Source organism: Shewanella sp. HL-SH4 (assembly GCF_051164845.1).
GTDB lineage: Bacteria > Pseudomonadota > Gammaproteobacteria > Enterobacterales > Shewanellaceae > Shewanella > Shewanella glacialimarina.
This window is the reverse complement of record NZ_CP195037.1, coordinates 2,995,528-3,015,765: the sequence shown is the minus strand read 5'-3', so window position 1 is coordinate 3,015,765 and position 20,238 is coordinate 2,995,528. Positions and strand designations below refer to the sequence as shown.

At 40.6% G+C, this 20,238-nt stretch carries 15 protein-coding genes and 1 pseudogene; 9 read left to right on the top strand and 7 right to left on the bottom strand.

Annotation, left to right across the window (positions count from 1 at the left end):
- Nucleotides 1-115: 115 nt before the first annotated feature.
- The 3 genes from ACRWQL_RS14155 to rsuA all read right to left on the bottom strand — a co-directional run bounded on the left by ACRWQL_RS14155 (nucleotide 116) and on the right by rsuA (nucleotide 3,453).
- Complete coding sequence (locus tag ACRWQL_RS14155; RefSeq protein ID WP_434950645.1) at nucleotides 116-1,978, bottom strand: methyl-accepting chemotaxis protein; 1,863 nt, start codon at nucleotides 1,976-1,978, stop codon at nucleotides 116-118.
- Nucleotides 1,979-2,266: 288 nt separating this feature from the next.
- Nucleotides 2,267-2,500, bottom strand: coding sequence for a cytochrome c3 family protein (locus tag ACRWQL_RS14150; RefSeq protein WP_226413640.1), 234 nt, complete (start codon nucleotides 2,498-2,500; stop codon nucleotides 2,267-2,269).
- Nucleotides 2,501-2,760: 260 nt separating this feature from the next.
- The gene (gene rsuA, locus ACRWQL_RS14145) at nucleotides 2,761-3,453 is read right to left on the bottom strand and encodes a 16S rRNA pseudouridine(516) synthase RsuA (protein ID WP_434950644.1); all 693 of its coding nucleotides are present in this window, start codon (nucleotides 3,451-3,453) and stop codon (nucleotides 2,761-2,763) included.
- Nucleotides 3,454-3,736: 283 nt separating this feature from the next.
- Here rsuA and ACRWQL_RS14140 point away from each other — a divergent pair, with 283 nt between their 5' ends.
- The 4 genes from ACRWQL_RS14140 (at nucleotide 3,737) to ACRWQL_RS14125 (ending at nucleotide 7,829) form a co-directional block, all read left to right on the top strand.
- Nucleotides 3,737-5,833: a M13 family metallopeptidase gene (locus tag ACRWQL_RS14140; RefSeq protein ID WP_434950642.1), complete on the top strand. Its 2,097-nt coding sequence runs from the start codon at nucleotides 3,737-3,739 to the stop codon at nucleotides 5,831-5,833.
- A gap of 138 nt (nucleotides 5,834-5,971) precedes the next feature.
- Nucleotides 5,972-6,754 (top strand): GTP pyrophosphokinase, encoded by a 783-nt coding sequence (locus tag ACRWQL_RS14135; protein ID WP_434950640.1) that lies wholly within the window; start codon nucleotides 5,972-5,974, stop codon nucleotides 6,752-6,754.
- 129 nt (nucleotides 6,755-6,883) lie between these two features.
- Nucleotides 6,884-7,285 carry an SMI1/KNR4 family protein gene (locus ACRWQL_RS14130; protein ID WP_226413636.1) on the top strand — a complete coding sequence of 134 codons (402 nt, stop codon included), beginning with the start codon at nucleotides 6,884-6,886 and terminating at the stop codon, nucleotides 7,283-7,285.
- Nucleotides 7,286-7,328: 43 nt separating this feature from the next.
- On the top strand, nucleotides 7,329-7,829 hold the full coding sequence (locus tag ACRWQL_RS14125) for a DUF4447 family protein (protein ID WP_226413634.1): 501 nt from the start codon (nucleotides 7,329-7,331) through the stop codon (nucleotides 7,827-7,829).
- Between the two features lie 134 nt (nucleotides 7,830-7,963).
- On the opposite strand, the pseudogene ACRWQL_RS14120 reads toward ACRWQL_RS14125, so the two are convergent.
- Nucleotides 7,964-10,532 (bottom strand): annotated as a pseudogene (locus ACRWQL_RS14120) (TonB-dependent receptor).
- A gap of 340 nt (nucleotides 10,533-10,872) precedes the next feature.
- Between ACRWQL_RS14120 and ACRWQL_RS14115 the strand changes: the two are divergent.
- The 3 genes from ACRWQL_RS14115 (at nucleotide 10,873) to ACRWQL_RS14105 (ending at nucleotide 14,680) form a co-directional block, all read left to right on the top strand.
- The gene (locus ACRWQL_RS14115) at nucleotides 10,873-12,135 is read left to right on the top strand and encodes an Nramp family divalent metal transporter (RefSeq protein ID WP_434950638.1); all 1,263 of its coding nucleotides are present in this window, start codon (nucleotides 10,873-10,875) and stop codon (nucleotides 12,133-12,135) included.
- A gap of 194 nt (nucleotides 12,136-12,329) precedes the next feature.
- A complete protein-coding gene (locus ACRWQL_RS14110) occupies nucleotides 12,330-12,794 on the top strand; it encodes a DUF1456 family protein (protein WP_226413628.1) in 465 nt (154 codons plus the stop codon).
- A gap of 197 nt (nucleotides 12,795-12,991) precedes the next feature.
- Nucleotides 12,992-14,680 (top strand): NAD-dependent malic enzyme, encoded by a 1,689-nt coding sequence (locus tag ACRWQL_RS14105; protein WP_434950636.1) that lies wholly within the window; start codon nucleotides 12,992-12,994, stop codon nucleotides 14,678-14,680.
- 83 nt (nucleotides 14,681-14,763) lie between these two features.
- Here the strand turns inward: ACRWQL_RS14105 and ACRWQL_RS14100 are convergent, their stop codons facing one another.
- Together ACRWQL_RS14100 and ACRWQL_RS14095 are read right to left on the bottom strand one after the other, a co-directional pair.
- Complete coding sequence (locus ACRWQL_RS14100; RefSeq protein WP_226413624.1) at nucleotides 14,764-15,192, bottom strand: DUF3069 domain-containing protein; 429 nt, start codon at nucleotides 15,190-15,192, stop codon at nucleotides 14,764-14,766.
- A 72-nt stretch (nucleotides 15,193-15,264) separates the two neighbouring features.
- On the bottom strand, nucleotides 15,265-15,807 hold the full coding sequence (locus ACRWQL_RS14095; RefSeq protein WP_434950634.1) for a phosphatase PAP2 family protein: 543 nt from the start codon (nucleotides 15,805-15,807) through the stop codon (nucleotides 15,265-15,267).
- Nucleotides 15,808-16,020: 213 nt separating this feature from the next.
- Here ACRWQL_RS14095 and ACRWQL_RS14090 point away from each other — a divergent pair, with 213 nt between their 5' ends.
- Nucleotides 16,021-17,904 (top strand): diguanylate cyclase, encoded by a 1,884-nt coding sequence (locus ACRWQL_RS14090; RefSeq protein ID WP_434950633.1) that lies wholly within the window; start codon nucleotides 16,021-16,023, stop codon nucleotides 17,902-17,904.
- Nucleotides 17,905-18,050: 146 nt separating this feature from the next.
- Here ACRWQL_RS14090 and ACRWQL_RS14085 read toward each other — a convergent pair whose 3' ends face one another.
- On the bottom strand, nucleotides 18,051-18,830 hold the full coding sequence (locus ACRWQL_RS14085; RefSeq protein WP_434950631.1) for a substrate-binding periplasmic protein: 780 nt from the start codon (nucleotides 18,828-18,830) through the stop codon (nucleotides 18,051-18,053).
- Between the two features lie 165 nt (nucleotides 18,831-18,995).
- Here ACRWQL_RS14085 and queG point away from each other — a divergent pair, with 165 nt between their 5' ends.
- Complete coding sequence (gene queG / locus ACRWQL_RS14080) at nucleotides 18,996-20,180, top strand: tRNA epoxyqueuosine(34) reductase QueG (RefSeq protein WP_434953388.1); 1,185 nt, start codon at nucleotides 18,996-18,998, stop codon at nucleotides 20,178-20,180.
- Nucleotides 20,181-20,238: the final 58 nt, after the last annotated feature.

Below are 20,238 nucleotides of genomic sequence, written 5' to 3'. Positions count from 1 at the left end.
AGCACCTGCGCATACAAGATGTAATAGCCGCTACCCCTGAGAAAAAGTATAGAAATAGCTAATTCATTACTGAGCTACAGATACTAATAACCATGTCCAACACATCAAAGTATTTTTAGACTTTAAACATACTCACTGATTTATGCAGACCAGCTGCGCGAATACGCAAATCCTCTGATGCTGCTGCATTCTCTTCTGAAGCATGCGAAGACTCATCAGCTATGTCACGAATAACCACCACGTTTTTATTAACCTCAGCAGCCACCATGCTTTGCTCCTCAATTGCGGCAGCGATTTGAGTGCTCATGTCCATAATATTAGTCACATCTTCGTTAATTAAGCGTAGCAATGAACCCGCACTTGCAGCTTGGTCAGCACTTTCTGCACCTTGGCGCTGGCTAGTTTCCATTAACTGTACAATAGAGCGAGTCCGTGTTTGCAAGGTAGTAATAATACCGGCAATCTCCTCGGTAGACTCTTGGGTTCGCATCGCTAAACTTCTAACCTCATCTGCAACAACCGCAAAACCGCGACCTTGTTCCCCTGCTCTAGCAGCTTCAATTGCTGCATTAAGTGCCAGTAAGTTAGTTTGCTCTGCAATCCCTCGGATAACATCTAATACACTGCCAATAGTCTTACTGTCCTGCTCGAGCTCGCGAACCACTTTAGCTGAATCATTAAGCTGACTGGCAAGTAGTTGAATTTTTGCTATCGTTTCTTCTACACCAATTTGACCACTCTTTGCGTTATCGTGGGTTTGACTGGCTTTTAATGCGGCTAATTCAGTGTTATTAGCAATTTCATCAATTGTGGCGCCCATTTCAGTAATGGCGGTTGCAACCATGTCAGTTTCATTCAGCTGCCTTAACACACCTTCTGATGCTAAAGAGGCATTATTAGATAGCTCCTGGCAGGAAGTATTCATTGCATCAACAGCTTCATTGACTTGCTCAATCAAACTTTGAAATGCTCCCACCATACTATTAAAATGAGTGGCAATTCGTGATAACTCATCATCCCCTGAGTCATCACAACGCAGGGTTAAATCTTTAGATTGCTCAATACTGGCAATTACGCGGGTAATATTTTCAACGGGGGTAATAATGCTGCGAATAATATAATAAGTGGATATCGACAAAGCCAGGGTAATCAATAAGAAAATACTGCCGCCTAAATATATGCCATTTTCTTCTGCTTGATTAATTTCAGCTAAAGTTTGTTCTTTTAACGCTTTACTATCGTCATCGGTTTTATAAATAGCATCGCGTAACACCTTCATTTTACCGTCAACTTCAGTCAAGCCAAATTCTTGCTCTTTACTCACTAAGGCCTGAAAGTCAGCCTGATATTGGTCAATACTCGCCTGTAACTCATCTTTGGTTCCAGAGGCTAAATACGAACTATTTACCGCTTGCTTAAACTGACTAATATAAGATTTAAACGAGTCTATATATTTAGGGTCGCGGCGCAACATGAAATCTTTTTCATTACGGCGAAGCTGCAACATGATAACAAGTAATCCATTTTCATTATTGCTGCTTAGGATAGATTCCACATTATGGACAGCTTCTCTTAGCTGGCCATACAGACCTGTTTTAGGGGTTAAGCCTATTTCTTTTTGCAGCACCACAACATCGTTAAATGTCGATTTATAAGTCTGGACACTGTCTTTTAAGCCATTTAAAGCAGTAAGGGGGATATTACGATCATTTAGCACTTCTTCAACACGCTCAAACAATACATTTAGGTCTGCGAAATTCTGTTGATGTTTTTCAAGATATACGACATCCAATCTGTTTAAAAAATCTTTTTCTTCTTTTCTCAGTTGATAAATTTCTTTTTCAATTTCCATTACACTGGTTGTTGCCAATGCCAGCTGCTGTTGTACGTTGATGGAATATTGTTGTAATGCAAACATAGCAACAAGTGCCGAGATCGATACGGCTGCACTCAACAGAAGCTTAGATCGGATTAACATAGCGCATCCTTTTTTCATTTTAATAGTTAATATATAGTCGTTTTTATGTAAGTAAGCTAATAAATAAACTAAAAAGTAAGCCAAAAATTAAGCTAAAAATTAAGCTAAAAATTAAGCTAAGTATTTTTTACAAAAAAATTACCATTAAATTATTATCGGCATATGACATTAAACCTAAATGTTTTTATCGACATTTACAGCCAAAAAATCATAAAAAAAGGCCTTCCGAAGAAGACCTTAATTAATCACTATTATGCTAAAAGCCTAATGCTTGCACAAATACGAGGTTTATTTTTCCATTTGGTGGCAATCAGTACATTCTTTCATTGTCAGTTCAGGGCTGTGCATTTCCATGTCGATTTCATGCGCATCACCAATAGCATGACAATCAGCACAAACAGCTAAGGTTGCTTCATTTTCAGTATGCATAGCAACGTCGATGCTTTCATGACACTCAACACAGTCAACTGCAGCAGCTGAACCAGCAAAAAATAGTGCAGCAAATAAAATTGAATATTTCATATATACTCCTAAGTCATTTAGGCGCAGATCAGTATTATGCGTTCCAAAGCTCAACATTTACTGCACGCGTTTAATCAGTGTATTAACCACTATTTTAGTTTCTATTTCAAAAAAGATTATCAAAAATGCTAACAACATCAAATTTTAAGCGTTATTTTTACAATCTGAATCAACTTTAGCAAAGCTATAGGCTTCTGCACGATTTTCAACCAAAAAAATTACCACCAAGCTATTTACCACTTGGATATCTAAATCATAAATTAATGGATGGAGTCCACTTCTTCTTGTGTTAAGTAGCGCCAATCTCCGGGCACTAACTCTGGGTCTAGTTCAATTTGACCAACACACTCACGGTGTAAATTAACCACTTTATTACCAACTGCGGCAAACATGCGTTTAACTTGATGATATTTGCCTTCGCTAATTGTCAAGCGCACCTGTAGTGGGGTAATAAGCTCTAAAATAGCAGGTTTAGTTAACCCATCCTCATTACGCAGTGCAATACCATTGGCAAAAACAGCCACTAAATCTTCAGTAATGGGATCAGCTAATTCGACTAAATAACGCTTGCCGCAATCTTTTTTAGGTGAGGTTATTTTATGAGACCATTGCCCATCACTAGTGATCAATACTAAACCTGTGGTGTCAGCATCTAGCCTTCCGGCAATGTGCAAGGTATCGATTTTTTCGATATCCATTAGGCTCAACACCGAAGGATAAACTTCATCAATAGTCGAACAAATAGTGTCTACTGGCTTGTGCAACATGATATATCGTTCACCTACCACAGAAATCACTTGGCCATCTAAACAAACCACTGTTTTTTCTGTCACTTGAAATCCCGAATCTTTTATAATGACACCATCACAGGTAACATCACTTCGGTGAAGTGCTTTTTTCGCCATAGTACGGGTCAGTTCGGTACTCTCACAAATAAATTTGTCTAAACGCACAATCAATACTCACTACTTTAATTTGTTCATATTATGCGGTCTTAAGTTAAAAATAGAAATAACAGCCGAGTAAATCGTACTTTTCGTTACACCTAGTCACAAAAAACCACACTAAAACCCCCAGAGAACGCTTGTATTATTAGCCGACAACCCCTTAACATAGCTGTCACAACAATAAGTCAGCAGTCAATTCAAAGAAATACTTTGGCACTCAAAACCTGACAAGATAAAAACAAAATTACCAGCCTCCATTGAAGGGCATATTTAACGCAAGGGAAACAACATGAAAAAATTGGTTATTGGAGGACTTTGTGCCTCGCTTATCGCTGGCCTGTCAGCTTGTAGTGATAATACTCAAGCAACAGCTGATTCGGCAGCAAAAACTGAAGTCACTAAAACAGCAACCGCAGCAGCTGTTGAAAAAGCACTGACTTCAGGTGTTAGCTTTGACAATATGGACAAAAATATTCGTCCACAGGATGACTTTTACTTATATGTTAATGGCGGCTGGATGAACACAGCTGAGATCCCAGGCGATCGCACTAACATTGGTGCTTTTTACGACTTACGTGAAAATGCCCGTGACGACGTTAAAGTCATTATTGAAGATTTAAGTGCCACGCCTAATTTAGCAGATGGTACCGACGAGCAAAAAGTGGCGGACTTATATCGCTCATTTATGGATGTTGCAACCTTAAACAAGTTAGGTATCGCACCAATTCAAGCTGATTTAGATAAAATTGCAGCACTAAAAGACAAGAATGAATTAACTGCATTTTTTGGTGAAAATCAAGCTAATGGTGGCGGAACGCCATTGGCATTCTACGTTGAAATAGATGCCAAAAACTCTAGCCGTTATGCGACTCATATTTGGCAATATGGCTTAAGCCTGCCAGAAAAGGATTACTATTTTAACCAGGAAGAGCGCTTTGTTAATATTCGTAAAGCCTATGTTGAACATATCGAAAAAATGTACGACCTAGCTGGTTTACCAAATGCTAAAGCAAACGCACAAGCTGTTCTTGCGCTAGAAACCAAAATTGCTGAAAAGCATTGGGATGTCGTTGAAACTCGCGATAGCACCAAAACTTACAACTTGTATCAAGTAGCTGACTTAGATGAGTTAGCACCGGACATTAACTGGCAAGGTTACTTGGCAGCATTAGGGGGTGATAAGCAAACTGATATTATTATCAACCAACCTAGCTATATCCAAGGGTTAAATGAAGTCATTAAGAACAATGACCTTGATGCATGGAAAAATTACCTCACGTGGATGACCCTAACTCACAATGCAAGTAACTTATCAGAAGCGGTAGACAACGAAAATTTTGCTTTTTTCTCTAAAACCTTAAATGGTCAGGCAGAGCAAGAACCGCGTTGGAAGCGTGGTGTCACTACAGTAAGCGATACCCTAGGTGAAGTCGTCGGTAAAGTGTATGTTAAACGTCATTTTGCTCCAGAAGCGAAAACACGGATGGAACAGCTTGTTGAAAACCTTCGTGGCGCTTATGGCTCGAGCATCGATTCGCTAGATTGGATGAGCGCTGATACTAAAGTCGCGGCAAAAGACAAGCTAGCTAAATTTAACCCTAAGATTGGTTATCCAAATAAATGGGATGACTATACTAAACTGACGATTAAAGCGGATGATTTATTAGGTAATGCTAAACGCGCTGCAATTTTTGAACATAACAAAAATTTAGCCAAGCTAGGCCAACCAATAGATAAAGACGAGTGGCACATGACGCCACAAACCGTTAATGCTTACTACAACCCAACCATGAACGAAATTGTGTTCCCTGCTGCAATTTTACAACCACCATTCTTCAACTTAGAAGCTGATGATGCGGTTAACTACGGTGGTATTGGCGCGGTTATCGGTCACGAAATGGGCCATGGGTTTGATGACCAAGGTGCTAAGTTTGATGGTGAAGGTAACATGCGTGACTGGTGGACTGAAGCTGATCTAAAAGCATTTGAAGCTAAAGGTAATGCCCTTATTACCCAATATAGCGGTTATAAAGTATTTGACGATTTGAACGTGAATGGTGAATTAACCTTAGGCGAGAACATTGGTGATTTATCAGGTGTGACCATTGCTTATAAAGCTTACAAAATGTCACTAAATGGTCAAGAAGCACCAGTAATTGATGGTCTAACTGGCGATCAACGTTTCTTTATGGGCTTTAGCCAAATCTGGCGTGTGAAAATGAAAGAAGAAGCCATGCGAAATCGCGTAGCAACTGATCCACATTCTCCAGGCCATTTCCGTGCACTAGGCGCATTGTCTAACATGCCTGAGTTTTATACCACTTATGACGTGAAAGAAGGTGACAAGATGTACCTTGCACCAGAAAGCCGCGTGAAAATTTGGTAATAATAGCTTGATACCCAAGGGCGCCTTCTGGCGCCCTTTTTGTTAACCATCTTTAATGTAAACGCTTGCTGTCATTCAGGATTGATTCAGCTTCAGTAAGTTACAGTGTCCCCAAGCTAATCGCTTGGAGAATTTACATTGAATAAACTTTTTCGTACTCTTTTTATTTTTTTAGTGCTACTGAGCACCCGCCAAGTTACCGCCCAGTCACTTGCGCCTGTAGATCAACAAGATGACAAAGTCCCTTACGGATTAAATCTCGGTACTCACAATGCGCTTGATATTTTATATTCAATCCCTGACTTTCAAGCATACCAGCCTATGCAACAATCAGCAGACTTGATTGATTTAATGACACAAGCAGATCTGGCTCAAACTGAGTTAGGCCAGCTTTTGTCGGTTATCAGTCAACAGAATAAAACAACCATGTTGTTACCTGCGGCCAAAAGCTATCAGCGGGCGTTACAAAAAGTCACTCATAAGTTTGAAGGCGATGCCCGTTTAATTACCGATTTATCCCGAGGAAGCATAGTGGCTAATAATGTTGATGACTTAATGGCAAGCTATAAAATGTTAGCTGAAAACAGCGAAGTGGTACAAATTAAAAACCGCTTTGCCAACCCAAAGGCATCAGGTTATCGCGATTTAAATGTTCTCGTAAAACTGCCACAAAGCCAAATGATTGTTGAAGTGCAGTTACACCTACAAACCATTGCCAATATAAAAAGTGGTCAGGATCATAAACACTACGAACAAATTCAGCAAATAGAAGCCATTGCCAGCATAGAACATCGCCCATTGAATGAATTTGAAATACAGCAAATAACCCGAATTCGTCAACAATCCCATAAGCAATACCATAAAGCTTGGCTGGTGTATAAACGTCAAGCTATCACTACCGATTATCCACAAGCAGCCTAACCAGCCATTAATTCCACCCACCCTTTTGCGCTCATATGAGCGCATTTTTTTTATCTGAATCAGCCATTATCTCTGCTATAATCCCGCCCAATATCGCATTGACCGCTATCGCGACTAAAGGAACATCCAATGCAAGACATTATTGACCATTTACAAGAACTCAGTGAAACCGTTCCAGTTCCTTTTGAATTACCTACTTTTGAGCAACTAGTCGAAGTTGAAGAACAAATCTTAATTGGGCTTCCAGGGGATTTAAAAGAGTATTTACTGTATGCCAGTGACGTTATTTATGGCACTTATGAGCCAGTTACTGCCACAGATCCCTACTCGCACACGTATTTGCCAGAAGTAGCCAGTTACGCATGGTCTATTGGATTACCAAGAGAGCAAATCCCCATTTGCCAAATAGGTGACAGCTTTTACTGCATTGAAGAAAACGGTCAAGTGCAATTTTGGAAAAACGGTCGCTTTAGTGATGCACGATGGGAATCATTGTGGGACTGGATTGAAGATATTTGGCTTGGACTATAACACCCATTTTCACATTCAAACATCAGCTTATTTAGGAAATATTATGTCAAACCCTTCTGGCTTAAACGCCATTGAAATGCAGTGTTTACGCCAATCATTTGGTTTAACAGTTGAGCAGGTCGCACTCATCACTAAAACGACTTCTGAAGCGGTTATCGCATGGGAAGCCGGTGAAGCTGAGGCGCCAATACCTGCTCAAAAGAAGCTATTAGAAATTGATGACATCATTGAAATGCAAGTGCTCAATACCACCGATGGCATTGAAGAGTTATTTAAAAAAGAGCCTAAACGCCGTTTAGCGTTTGTGGTATATCCAACCCAAGCACTTTATACCCAATATAACCCTGAATTTTTAAGCTCATTACCGGTAACAGAGTTGTATAATACTGCGGCATGGCGAATTAAAAAAGAATGTAAGCTGGTACTTGAAGTTGATGTGAGCCTTATAGCGCTGGATGCAGAAGCATACAAAACCTATCGCGCAGATAGCGGCATGAGTGAAAGCCGTGAAAGTAGAGCTAAATGGGCTGCGACTCAGCTATAGTCATTGGCTATAACATAACAAACAACAAGGAAGCTTAATGCTTCCTTTTTTAATGCCGATAAAATCATAATATATTAATGAAAAAGCCACACCCAAAAGAGGGATGTGGCTTTTATTATCTGAAGATTTAATGCTTAAAACTTCATGGTCACTTTAGTGTAGAGATAACGACCAAGCGGGTTATGGACACCCATTGCATAACCATAAAGGTCAGCATCACCATCGCCAATCGCAAATGATGGCGATTCATCAAACACATTATTCACACCTACAGATAACTTAACCGTATCATTGAAACGGTATGAGCCAGACATATCCACTAATAACTGCGACTCAACAGTGCGGGTTTCATTGTAGTCTTCAAACTCACCGATATAGCTTAAGTTTACGTTAGCGGCAAAGTCGTCCATGTTCCAGTTAGTTGTTGCTAACCAGCGATGTTCTGGATATTCGTATTTTCCTGTGTAATCAGTAACCCCCCTCTGCACCTACTTTTTCGAAGCTGATTAAGTAGCTGTACTCTAAACCAAACTTCACATCACCAAAATTGTTTAACTCAATACCATAGTGAGAAGATAAATCTACACCCTGTACTTCTTGCGAACCAATGTTAACGAACCCTGATTTGATCACATCAAGAGGACCTAATGTTTGGCCAGGTTGCGGCGCATTTCGTAAACAAACAGTACTATTTTGAACGTTACAATTTGCATCATAAAGATCTTGGTTTTGCAGTGAATCAATTTTGTTGTCTTGTAGAATATTAAATATATCAAAACCCACATCAAACTGTTGGCTTGGCGCCCATATCATACCGACGTTCCAAGTCTCAGACTCTTCCGCTTTAAGGTTAGGGTTACCAGCAAAAATAAAGTTGTAGTCAAGTAACTCACAATCCACATTATCGGCGGCACAGCGGTAGCTATCGACTAAAAAGTCACTCTTTTCAGATGGACCAAGACCAATTTGTGCAAGTGATGGTGCGCGGAAACCGGTAGACCAAGAACCACGAGCGGTTAACTCATCATTAATGCCCCACTGGAAAGCAATTTTAGGGTTAGTGGTTGAACCGAAATCACTGTAATTGTCATAACGACCCGCTAACTGCAACTCAAAGCTATCAGTCACTGGAACCGATAACTCTACATAAGCCGCATATTGATCGCGTGAACCAAATGCTGATATAGCTTCAGTACCAAAAATCAAACCACGTTGGAATTGCTCATCGGGAATATCGCTAACACTTTCTTCACGATACTCTGCCCCAGCTGCCATCATGATATCGCGGTCTGCTATGGTAAATGCATGGCCTGAAATACTGGCATCATAAGCAGTAATACTCGACTTACCTTGTCTTACAAGGCTAGTGGTAATACGATCAATAACATCTTGTGAATTAACCGCTGCGCCGAATGGATTGTAGTTACCGGCATCAATTTCAGCTTGTAAATAATCCGTTCTTACCCAGCCCTGTGAGCGATCACCTGTTTGAGTGGATTCACTGCGACCACGTTGAGTTGATACTTCCCAATCCCACTCGTTCACAACGCCACGAAGACCTGCCACAATACGCATAGTATCGGATTCGATATCCCAACGACGCGCACCGGCATCAACGGTACGGTAACGACCAATTTCAATATCTTGTCCAAAAGGATTATTTGGGTGTGAACCCGGAACGGTTAAGCCAGCATCTTCATCTAATGGTGTTGGTGCACCGCCCGCTTCAGAAGTATTATGTTGTACAGATAACTCTAAAAATGCGGTTAAGTCTTCGCCCAACATGTAATCAAATTGCCCAATAGCACCAACACGCTCAGCGGTAGGAATAGTTAGGTTATACGGGCCGTAATCGAATAAACAACTGCCACTTGATGTTGCATTTTCAGGAGGACAATCTGGATCGATGGTTTTAACACCGTTAACGTAAAAATAGCCAGGGTAGCCACGTGATGAACGATAATCTTCGCCGCCATAGGGTGATTGATTTGCGGTACCAAATTGGCCCATGTCTTCTGCAGATAATGTGCCGTTGGTAAAGTAATCTAAAATAATAGATGCACTGCCTTTATCGGCTTTAACGCCCCACACTAAACTCGCTGTGGTTTCGTCATATCCCGTGCCGCTATCATCGCCATAACCTAGGTTAAGCTCAATCCCTTCAATGTCTTTTCTTAAAACAATATTGACTACACCGGCAATAGCATCAGAGCCATAAATTGCTGACGCGCCATCTTTTAAAATATCGATACGCTCAATGGCAGATACAGGAATGTTATTAATATCAACAAACGAGTTTGAAATTCCTTCGGCAAATGCACTTGCACCAACACGGCGGCCATTAATTAATACTAGTGTCGCATCAGGGCCTAAGCCACGTAAACTGATTGACGCACCGCCGTTTGCGGTAGAATCCTGGCTGTTGCCGCGAGTTGAGAATGCGCCAGAACCATTGGCAGGCATACGCTCTAATAATTGCTGTAGGTTGTCAAAACCCATGTTAGCAATATCTTCTTTGTTAAGTGATTGAACTGGCGAAGGTCCTTCAATATCTGTCCGTTTGATACGAGAACCGGTAACTTCGATACGTTCAACTTTAGCTTCAGCTGATGCATCGGCGGCTTGAGCAACAAAGGCGATTGGGGCCAATGACAGTGATACAGCAATAGCGCACGCGCTGCGCAAAACGTTAGGTCTTTTCATGATCTTCCTTAAAATATTTTTTATTTTATATCCATGACTACTGCAAATTGCGGTAACAATATAATTACCTACAACTTGCTTGGATTATTATTTACATGTCCAAGTTAATTTAAAATTTAACAAAGTCAATACAATGCAGTAATGTAAATGTAACCAAACACTTAATCAAGAATAAAAAGCTAAAATAAATGAATTTAAATTCAAAAATAAATATGACAGGATGATACATAAATAAGATAAGTAACTAGAATTACCGACCTAGCCCTTGTCTAATCAAAGATAATGGTTATATTTTGCCGTTAATACGTTAACTGTTGAACAATATACTTAAATGGTTTTTATGCTAAATCAACAATCTGTTCCGATTTCCACACTCTCTAAAATCAAGATTTTGTTTAAAGCAACAGGTCCTGGTATTTTAATGGCTGCTGCAGCTATTGGCGCATCACATCTTGTAGCATCAACCCGTGCGGGGGCTGAATATGGTTGGCAGTTAGCCTGGTTAGTATTGGCGGTAAACCTGGTTAAATATCCCTTTTTTGCTGCTGGAGCGCGTTATACCGCTGCAACGGGTGAAAGCTTGCTTGAGGGTTATTTACGCCAGGGACGCGGTTATTTGTGGCTGTTTACTGGGCTCAATACTATTGCCGCCGTCGCAAGCACTGCGGGGGTATGTATGTTAACCGCAGCAATGCTGACTCAATTTATTCCACTCTCTATTGATGTATTAGCCTTAATAGTATTAATCACTTCATTGGTATTGTTAATTGTCGGCCATTATAAGTGGCTGGATAACATCACAAAAATCATCATGTTTGTACTGACTATCAGCACATTAATTGCCGTGTCATTGGCTTTCTCCAATCAATGGGGTAAGCCGATAATGACTACTACCGCGGATGCATGGCAATGGGCTAATGTAGGGTTTTTAGTGGCTATGATGGGCTGGATGCCTGCCCCTATTGAAGTCAGTGCATGGAACTCGCTGTGGTTATTAGAAAAGCAGAAGAGCCAAACGGTAACCCCCAAACAAGCCATTTTCGATTTCAATTTAGGCTACATCACCACCGCAATCCTCGCGCTGGTCTTTTTGGCATTAGGTGCATTAGTCATGCATGGCTCGGGCGAGCAGTTTTCTGACTCTGGGGCTCAGTTTGCCAATCAATTAATCACTTTATACAGTCAAGTCATGGGCGAGAACTCCCGCTACCTTATTGGCATTGTGGCATTTTTATGTATTTTTAGTACCACTGTGACCGTGATTGATGGTTATAGCCGTACCCTCAATATGGGTTGGCAGCTACTCACTAAAGCGCAAGACTCGCCTAAAAGACTTAATATGATTATGTTGCTAATGAGCGCTTTAGGCTTAGGGTTAATTTTATTCTTTAAAGGTGCGCTGCTGCCTTTATTAGAGTTTGTGATGATTTTAGCTTTTATGACCACAGTGATATTTGCATGGCTCAATTTTCGCTTAATGACCAGTAAAACCTTAGCGTCGAAACACCGTTATGGTAAGGCAATGGTCGGCTTATCTTGGTTTGGGCTACTGTATTTAGTAGGCTTTGCGATAGTGTTTATTTATTGGTATGTCACCAAATGATCGCTTCACAGAAATGAGTAGCGATAACACAAAAAGTTACCTTAGCTATTAAGCCGGTTAAAAATAAAATCCGCCAAACGGTAACAGAGCAACTTATAGCACACGAATAATCTGACGAATTAAAGATTAATCGCTATAATATACCTCAGTCACGTGACCTAAACTATTTATGCGCAGCCGCGCCAGAGAACCTTATGATTAACAATGATATTCTTCGCCGTATTCGTTTTGTTTTTGATTACTCAAATGCAAAAATGATCAATATTTTCAGCCAAGCCAATGCCGAAATCACTTCAGATGAGATAATCGCGCTACTGAAAAAAGAGGAAGAAGAAGGTTATCAAGCTTGTAACGATAAATTAATGTGCCAGTTTTTAGATGGTTTGATCATCAAAAATCGTGGTTTAAAGCCTGACGCTGAAGTACCTACGCCCTTAAAGCAGCTAACCAACAACCTTATTTTTAAGAAACTACGGGTCGCATTAGAAATGCGCGAAGACGAAATCATTGCCGTACTAGCCTTAGCTGATTTTGCGATGTCTAAATCTGAATTAGGTGCATTGTTTCGCAACCCTGAACACAAAAACTATAAACCCTGTGGCGATCAAGTGTTGCGTAACTTCGTTAAAGGTTTGTCAATTAAACACCGCGGTAAATAAGATTAGGCTCAATAAAGCCTGTTATACCCTATCAATGCACAGCTCGCGGCTGTGCATTTTTGTTACTGGCGAGTAATTCAAACAACTGCTTCATAAAAAAAGTGTGAAATTCATCACTTAACAGACCACAATACATATTAGTCATGTTAATCTATCCTTTAACAAACCTATCAAACAACACACAAAAAAGGTTACCCATGGACGATACTAAACGCCCACTCTATCTTCCTTTTGCAGGTCCAGCCATTCTTGAATCTCCGCTGCTAAATAAAGGCACTGCCTTTACTGAAGATGAACGTATTTCATTTAACCTTGAAGGCTTGTTGCCTTGGGTAATTGAAACCATTGATGAACAGGTCGCACGCGCATATCAGCAGTTTACTAACTTCACTAACGACTTAGATAAACATATATACCTGCGTAATATTCAAGACACTAACGAAACGCTATTTTATTCATTGGTGCGCAACAACATCAGTGAAATGATGCCGATTATTTACACCCCAACGGTAGGATTAGCCTGCGAGCGTTTTTCAAAAAACTATCGCCGTAACCGTGGGTTATTTATCTCTTACGAGAACAAAGATCGCATCGACGATATTTTGAATAATTCGACTCGTCATAAAGTCAAAGTCATTGTTGTCACCGATGGCGAACGTATTTTAGGTTTGGGCGACCAGGGCATTGGTGGCATGGGTATTCCTATTGGTAAGCTATCACTTTACACCAGCTGTGGTGGTATTAGCCCGGCTTACTGTCTGGCGGTTACATTAGATGTAGGTACTGATAACCCGCAACTACTTGATGACCCTATGTACATGGGTTGGCGCCATCAGCGTGTTGGCGGTGATGACTATAAAGAATTCGTAGAAGCCTTTATGCAAGCGGTTAACCGTCGCTGGCCAGATGCATTAATTCAGTTTGAAGACTTTGCCCAAAAAAATGCCATGCCTTTACTTGAGCGCTATAAAGACAAGTACTGTTGTTTTAATGATGATATTCAAGGCACGGCTGCGGTTACTGTCGGTTCATTGTTGGCGGCCAGTAAAGCCGCTAACACCACACTAAGCCAACAACGCATTGTGTTTTTAGGTGCAGGCAGTGCTGGTTGTGGTATCGCTGAAGCTATTATTGCCCAAATGGTCTCAGAAGGTATCAGTGACGCGCAGGCTCGATCGCAAGTCTTTATGGTCGATCGTTGGGGCTTATTACTCGACAACATGCCTAATCTATTACCTTTTCAAAGTAACTTGGCACAAAAAACAGCTCTGGTTGATCAATGGCACAACTACAGCGACAATGTCTCGTTGCTCAATGTAGTTAATAACGCTAAACCGACAGTGTTAATTGGCGTATCGGGTGCACCAGGACTATTTACTGAAGATGTGATTAAAGCCATGCACAGCCATTGCCCACGTCCAATAGTATTTCCATTATCTAACCCAACAAGTCGAGTCGAAGCGACCCCAAAAGATATTTTAAACTGGACATCGGGCCAGGCGCTTGTGGCAACAGGTAGCCCATTTGAGCCAGTTGTGGTCAATGGTGAAACCTTTGAAATAGCCCAGTGTAATAACAGCTTTATCTTTCCGGGTATTGGTCTTGGAGTACTATCTTGTGGTGCAACCCGCGTATCAGATGAAATGCTAATGGCCTCTAGCCGCGCACTGTCTGAATGTTCGCCATTGGGTACAGTGGGTGAAGGTTCACTATTGCCTAAGCTTGAAGATATTCATAAAGTGAGTAAGTACATCGCTTTTGCAGTGGCTAAAGTCGCAATTGACCAAGGTTTAGCCCTACCTTGTACTGATGAGTTACTGCAACAAGCCATTGATAATAACTTTTGGCAACCAGAATATCGTCGTTATCGTCGTACTGCATTTTAATCTGTGCTTGAATAATGATGTAAAAAATCCCAGTAATGAATTACTGGGATTTTTATTTTAATCAAATAACTGATAAAAAATGCTTAATCTGCCATAACCTTTTTGAAGCTATTAAGCATCACTCTATCGGTTCGGGCTTTTTTCAGCTTGCGTAAACATTCTTTTAACGACTGCTCAGCTAAACGGCCAAAAATACCATCGTATTCGTTATTGTTCATCTCTTCTTCTGTGTCATTGCTGTCGGCAATCTCTTGCGCAACACGACTCAGCTGCATCCAAGCATTAGCAATATAAAAACCATGAAACTCAGCCTGCGAAATAAGCTTTTGAGCACTGGCAGGCAATTTGTCCCAGGCATTGTTAAACGCTTGTGCTTTGTCAGCAAACAACTCTTCAAACAGGCCGTCATAGGCTTCAATTAAGCTGTCAGGTAGTTGATCCATTGGTAGCACTTTATTGGCTACATTATAAGATACCTTTTTCGCGGTATCTCTATAGGTTTGTTCAACCATGATTACACCTTATATTCATCAATATTAGAATTTAAATTAGAGTTATAATTTGAGTTAGCGTTTGAATTTAGATTAAAAACGTCCACTAATAAACACACCGTAAGTGCCATTATAAGCCAGTGGCACCACGCTAATATTTTCATAAGGATCAGTAAAATACCAACCCGCTACAATGCCAATGGCCGCCCCCGCAAGCACATCTTCAACATGATGCTTGTCGCTGGCAACGCGAGTATAAGCAACGTATGACGCAACCACATAGGACGGTACGCCATATTCCCAACCATAACGTTGATTTATAAATGTTGCAGCAGCAAAGGTGTCCGCTGAATGCCCAGAGGGAAATGAGTCATCACCACTGCCGTCAGGTCTTTGCTTATCAACGCCTAACTTGAGTGCTTCAACCACTAAGCGGCTTGAAATACCTGACTTAGCTAATTGCCAAGCGCCTTGATAATCATCTTCTATCATTAATGTAGAAGCGAATGCTACTGCAGGTAAAGCAAGATGTAATACATCACCAGAGGTTTCAAGATCACCTTCAGCTTGGCTAGGTAAAGACACAACCAATAGCAATATCGACAGCATTACAGGTCTAATGGTACTTATCTTCATCTTTACTCACTTATAAATGACAACAACGATAACCGCGACGTTATACGCTGCAAGCCCTCATAATGCAAATACTGTTACCGTTTTAAATAACAAGTAGCATGTCTGTTATATATTTGTTATTTATATCTATAACCGGCTATAATTCAAACATTGCAGGAACAATAAACATCAATTTTTATTGTTACATAAAACAAAAATAAGTGGCCTGTTATCTTGAACAAATATCGCGAGAACATTCTTAGCATTTCAATTTTGCTAACAACACTACTTTTATTATCTCCAGCATGGGCTGAGTATTATGATAATGCTCGGGCAGATGAAATCTATCAAAAGTTTGAGCAAGTAGATTATAAAGATCAAAAAGAAGCCGATGCACTGCTAAAAGAATATAAACAAATTATCGCTGCTGACGATGATGTACGCCAAAAACTGTTTATCCGCCAAAATTGCTGGAGCCAACCATCAGAAACCAATGAGCAACTAGCCAAAGCTATTGAGTATGCTCAACAGCAATTACTGATCTATTCAGACCCATACCCTTCTGAAATGCACACTGACTTACTGCTATGCTTGGGTTATTACAAAAATTATGCAGGACAAACCGAAGGCGCATTTGCTGATATATCATCCGCCGTTAGCAGCGCATATGAGCTAGAAAGCCCAAGACTAATCGCTGATGGACGCAGTATTCGCGGCTCAATGATGTCATACCAAGGTAACTACAACGCAGCCTTAGAAGATTTGATTACCGCACAACACCTTTATGAAAAGCTGAATCTAACATACTGGGCGAATGAAACCTTAAATGAAATAGCCACCAGTTATCGCCGTTTTGGTGATTCAGAAACCGCACTTAAATATCAAATAAAATTAGAAAAAATGTATATAGAGTCTGGCCTGCTTATGGAGGCTGACACCATTAATGTGCAAATCGCATTTTCATTAGAAGCACTGGGGAAAATTAATGAGTCCACTGAACGCTTTTATCGATCGTTAAAGTACTGGCAATCAAAAAAAGATAAGGTCGCCATTGCAGGCACAAAAGTTAATATTGCTGGCAACCTTATTTTACAAGGTCAAATAGATAAAGCGCTCATTTTACTTAAGGAAGCAGAACCTGATGTTCCGTTAGAATATGAGGGCCCACATAGTTTTATGTGCTTGTATTTTGCTCAAGCTTACTTAGTAAAAAATGAGTTAGATAAAGCGATTGAATACAGCAAAAAAGCCTCCATTGATTTTAACCGCGGTGCAAATAAACGTGGTGAAACTCAAAATCTGCGCTTATTAAATGATATTTATCTTGCCAAAGGTGACATAGCAAATGCGCACAAGGCATTAAGTGATTTTGTTGATATGCACTTAATCTTAGACAAACAAATCATGTCCGATAAAAACGCTGAAATGCAAACCAGGTTTAATACCGACAAAGTACAGAATGAAAATGAGTTATTACTTAAAGCGGCTAGCGACAAAGAATTGCAACTGCAAATAATGCAGCGTAACGAGTCAATGCAAATTGTGATCATTATCTTAGTGGCCATCATCTTAATTATCGTTTCAGTATTTGCTTACAAGCAGGTTAAACGTAAGCGAACTTATCAAACCCTTGCGTTAACCGATGAGTTAACCGGACTATCTAACCGCCGAGATACCTATCATCAAGGTGAGCTTTTTATCAAGCAAGCAAAACAAAGTGGCAAACCTTTTTCTGTAATTTCGTTTGATGCAGACCATTTTAAGCAAGTGAACGATACCTTAGGTCATGAAGTTGGCGACAAAGTATTAGTCAAGCTAGCAGCCTTAACCATGGGCATGATGCGAGAAAACGATGTTGTTGGTCGTGTCGGCGGTGAAGAGTTTTTAGTCTTATTGCCTAACATCTCACACACTATCGCACTGGAAATTGCCCAACGTTTAATAGACTGTATTGCTAATTATGAGTGGAGCCAAATATCACCAGAATTACATCAAACGGTTAGTGCGGGAGTGACGAGTTTAACCAATGAAGCCGAACTGTCTCCATTGTTACTGAAAGCTGATCATGCACTGTATAGTGCCAAAGCTGATGGTAGAAATTGCGTTAGAAGTGCTTAAAACCTATTGATTTTATTATATTTAAGATAAGTAGACTGAGTTGGATAATGATTTAATCCAACGGGAAATTTTACTACTTTTAGTTATGCCGCACAGAAAGTGCTTACAAAGTGCAAGCAGCTTCAAAAACTGTATTAAGGGTTTGGTTAATTATTCACGGTAAATAACTTTGGCTCATTAGGGTGCAAGTCAGTTTCAAACCACTTTTGATACAAAGCTGTATATTCTGGCGTTTGCATAAATTGACCTAATGCCTGATGCCATTGTTGGATAAGCGCTGGTGATGTGCCGTCAGAAAAGGCTAAATATATCGCTAAATCTTTAATTTTATATGCCATTCTTACATCAGACTTACGCTTGCCAATTTGATTAAGTGTATACGGCACACCAAAATCAGCCTGACACAAAAAACGAACCCTAGACAGCACTAGTTGTTTGACGCTTTGAGCAGGAAAATTTGCCACAGCTAATTGACTTATATGCGAGTCTTTAAGTGTCTGCTGACAATCACCTTCGCGGTATACCCCTATGTCCCCTTGATTAGTTAGGTCACTCAAATTATCTAACTTGATAGGGTCATCCTTAAGTACAAAAATCCCCATACTTCCTTCAGCAATTGGCCCAATAAATGAAAATCGACTTTCTCGTTGATGATTCTTGGCCATGGCAATTAATAAAACATTTTTTTGAGATTGACCTAGCAAATTAGCCCGTGCCCAAGGTAAAAAGACTATCGGATCTGTTCTAGATAATTGTAACTGCAGCACTTGAATTAACTCAATAACGTAACCCGTAGGTTGATCATTAACACGATAACTCATCGGTGCCCAATCTTCTGCGACGATCATCAAGGGCTCAGCGGCAATTGATTGTTCACACTTAATGCAAACTAAAGCCGCTAATAACACATAAAAAAGTTGCTTCAATGCCAACCCCCACTCTTTTATACAATATCTTACACATAATAATAAGACCGAATTTTCCCAATGAAAAAATCTATAGTCCATTACAGATAGCGTATAATCAACGGCAAGATTACTCACACCTAATGATTTACCATGGCCGAATCGACTGCGCTACTCAATACTGACATGCCCAATACTGTACTAAGTGTAAACCAACTTGCAGAGCTTGCCCGAGAAATTAAGCAATGGGGTAAAAATTTAGGTTTTGCACATATTGGTATCGCAGATGTTGACCTATCAGCACACGAAGCTGATTTGCAAGCATGGTTAGATAAAGGTTACCACGGTGATATGGGTTATATGGCTAACCACGGCATGATGCGTGCAAGGCCAGCAGAACTTCACCCTGGTTGTATTAGAGTGATTAGTGCACGCATGGATTACCTGCCACCTGATGCCGGGTTTGCCAGTAACTTAACTGACCCTAATTTAGCTTATATCTCACGTTATGCCGGTGGCCGTGACTACCATAAACTCATGCGACAACGGCTAAAACAGCTTGGCGAAAAAATAGCATCACACTGTCAAAGTCTTGCGTTTAATAACACCGATTTTCGCCCTTTTGTCGACTCTGCGCCGATTTTAGAAAGACCTCTAGCTGAAAAAGCAGGCTTAGGCTGGACAGGCAAACACTCGCTAATTTTACATCCAGACGCAGGCAGCTGGTTTTTTCTCGGCGAATTATTAATTAACTTGCCCCTTCCAACTGACGTCCCTATTAAAGACGGCTGTAATACCTGTGTGGCCTGTATCAAGTCTTGCCCAACAGATGCGATTGTCGCCCCTTATGTTGTTGACGCCAGGCGCTGTATATCCTATCTCACCATAGAATTACAAACTGCTATTCCGGAAGAGTTTAGACCCTTAATTGGCAATCGAATTTATGGTTGCGACGACTGCCAGCTAGTATGCCCGGTTAATGCCAAAGCCCCACTCACCCAGGAAACCGACTTTCATACCCGGGCAAAACTAATACAACCTGACTTACTGAGTTTGTTTGCATGGTCAGAAAGTGCATTTTTGTCAAACACCGAAGGCAGTGCTATCCGCCGCATCGGCCACAAACGCTGGCTACGCAACATAGCCGTCGCCCTAGGTAACGCTCCCGCAAGCGATGATATTATTGCAGCACTGACTCAAAAAGCTCAAACAGATGAAGTAGATGCATTAGTCATTGAACATATTGAATGGGCCATTAATCAGCAGCAAGCAAAGCTAGCGGAACAAGCGCTCGCCATAATAGAACCGCTAAGCCGCAAAACCCAACGGGTTATTCGCAGTGTTCAAAAAGGGCTGCCAAGAGATGCCTAGTTTCAGCGAGTGTGTGAGTATAGTTTTACTAGCAGTAATGAAATAATCATGCACTACT

Coding starts and splice junctions, on each gene's coding strand:
- ACRWQL_RS14150 (WP_226413640.1), bottom strand. CDS start 2,500: ATGAAATATTCAATTTTATTTGCTGCACTATTTTTTGCTGGTTCAGCT.
- ACRWQL_RS14100 (WP_226413624.1), bottom strand. CDS start 15,192: ATGGTTGAACAAACCTATAGAGATACCGCGAAAAAGGTATCTTATAAT.
- queG (WP_434953388.1), top strand. CDS start 18,996: ATGCCCAATACTGTACTAAGTGTAAACCAACTTGCAGAGCTTGCCCGA.
- ACRWQL_RS14095 (WP_434950634.1), bottom strand. CDS start 15,807: ATGAAGATAAGTACCATTAGACCTGTAATGCTGTCGATATTGCTATTG.
- ACRWQL_RS14105 (WP_434950636.1), top strand. CDS start 12,992: ATGGACGATACTAAACGCCCACTCTATCTTCCTTTTGCAGGTCCAGCC.
- ACRWQL_RS14130 (WP_226413636.1), top strand. CDS start 6,884: ATGCAAGACATTATTGACCATTTACAAGAACTCAGTGAAACCGTTCCA.
- ACRWQL_RS14125 (WP_226413634.1), top strand. CDS start 7,329: ATGTCAAACCCTTCTGGCTTAAACGCCATTGAAATGCAGTGTTTACGC.
- ACRWQL_RS14115 (WP_434950638.1), top strand. CDS start 10,873: ATGCTAAATCAACAATCTGTTCCGATTTCCACACTCTCTAAAATCAAG.
- ACRWQL_RS14110 (WP_226413628.1), top strand. CDS start 12,330: ATGATTAACAATGATATTCTTCGCCGTATTCGTTTTGTTTTTGATTAC.
- ACRWQL_RS14155 (WP_434950645.1), bottom strand. CDS start 1,978: ATGTTAATCCGATCTAAGCTTCTGTTGAGTGCAGCCGTATCGATCTCG.
- ACRWQL_RS14140 (WP_434950642.1), top strand. CDS start 3,737: ATGAAAAAATTGGTTATTGGAGGACTTTGTGCCTCGCTTATCGCTGGC.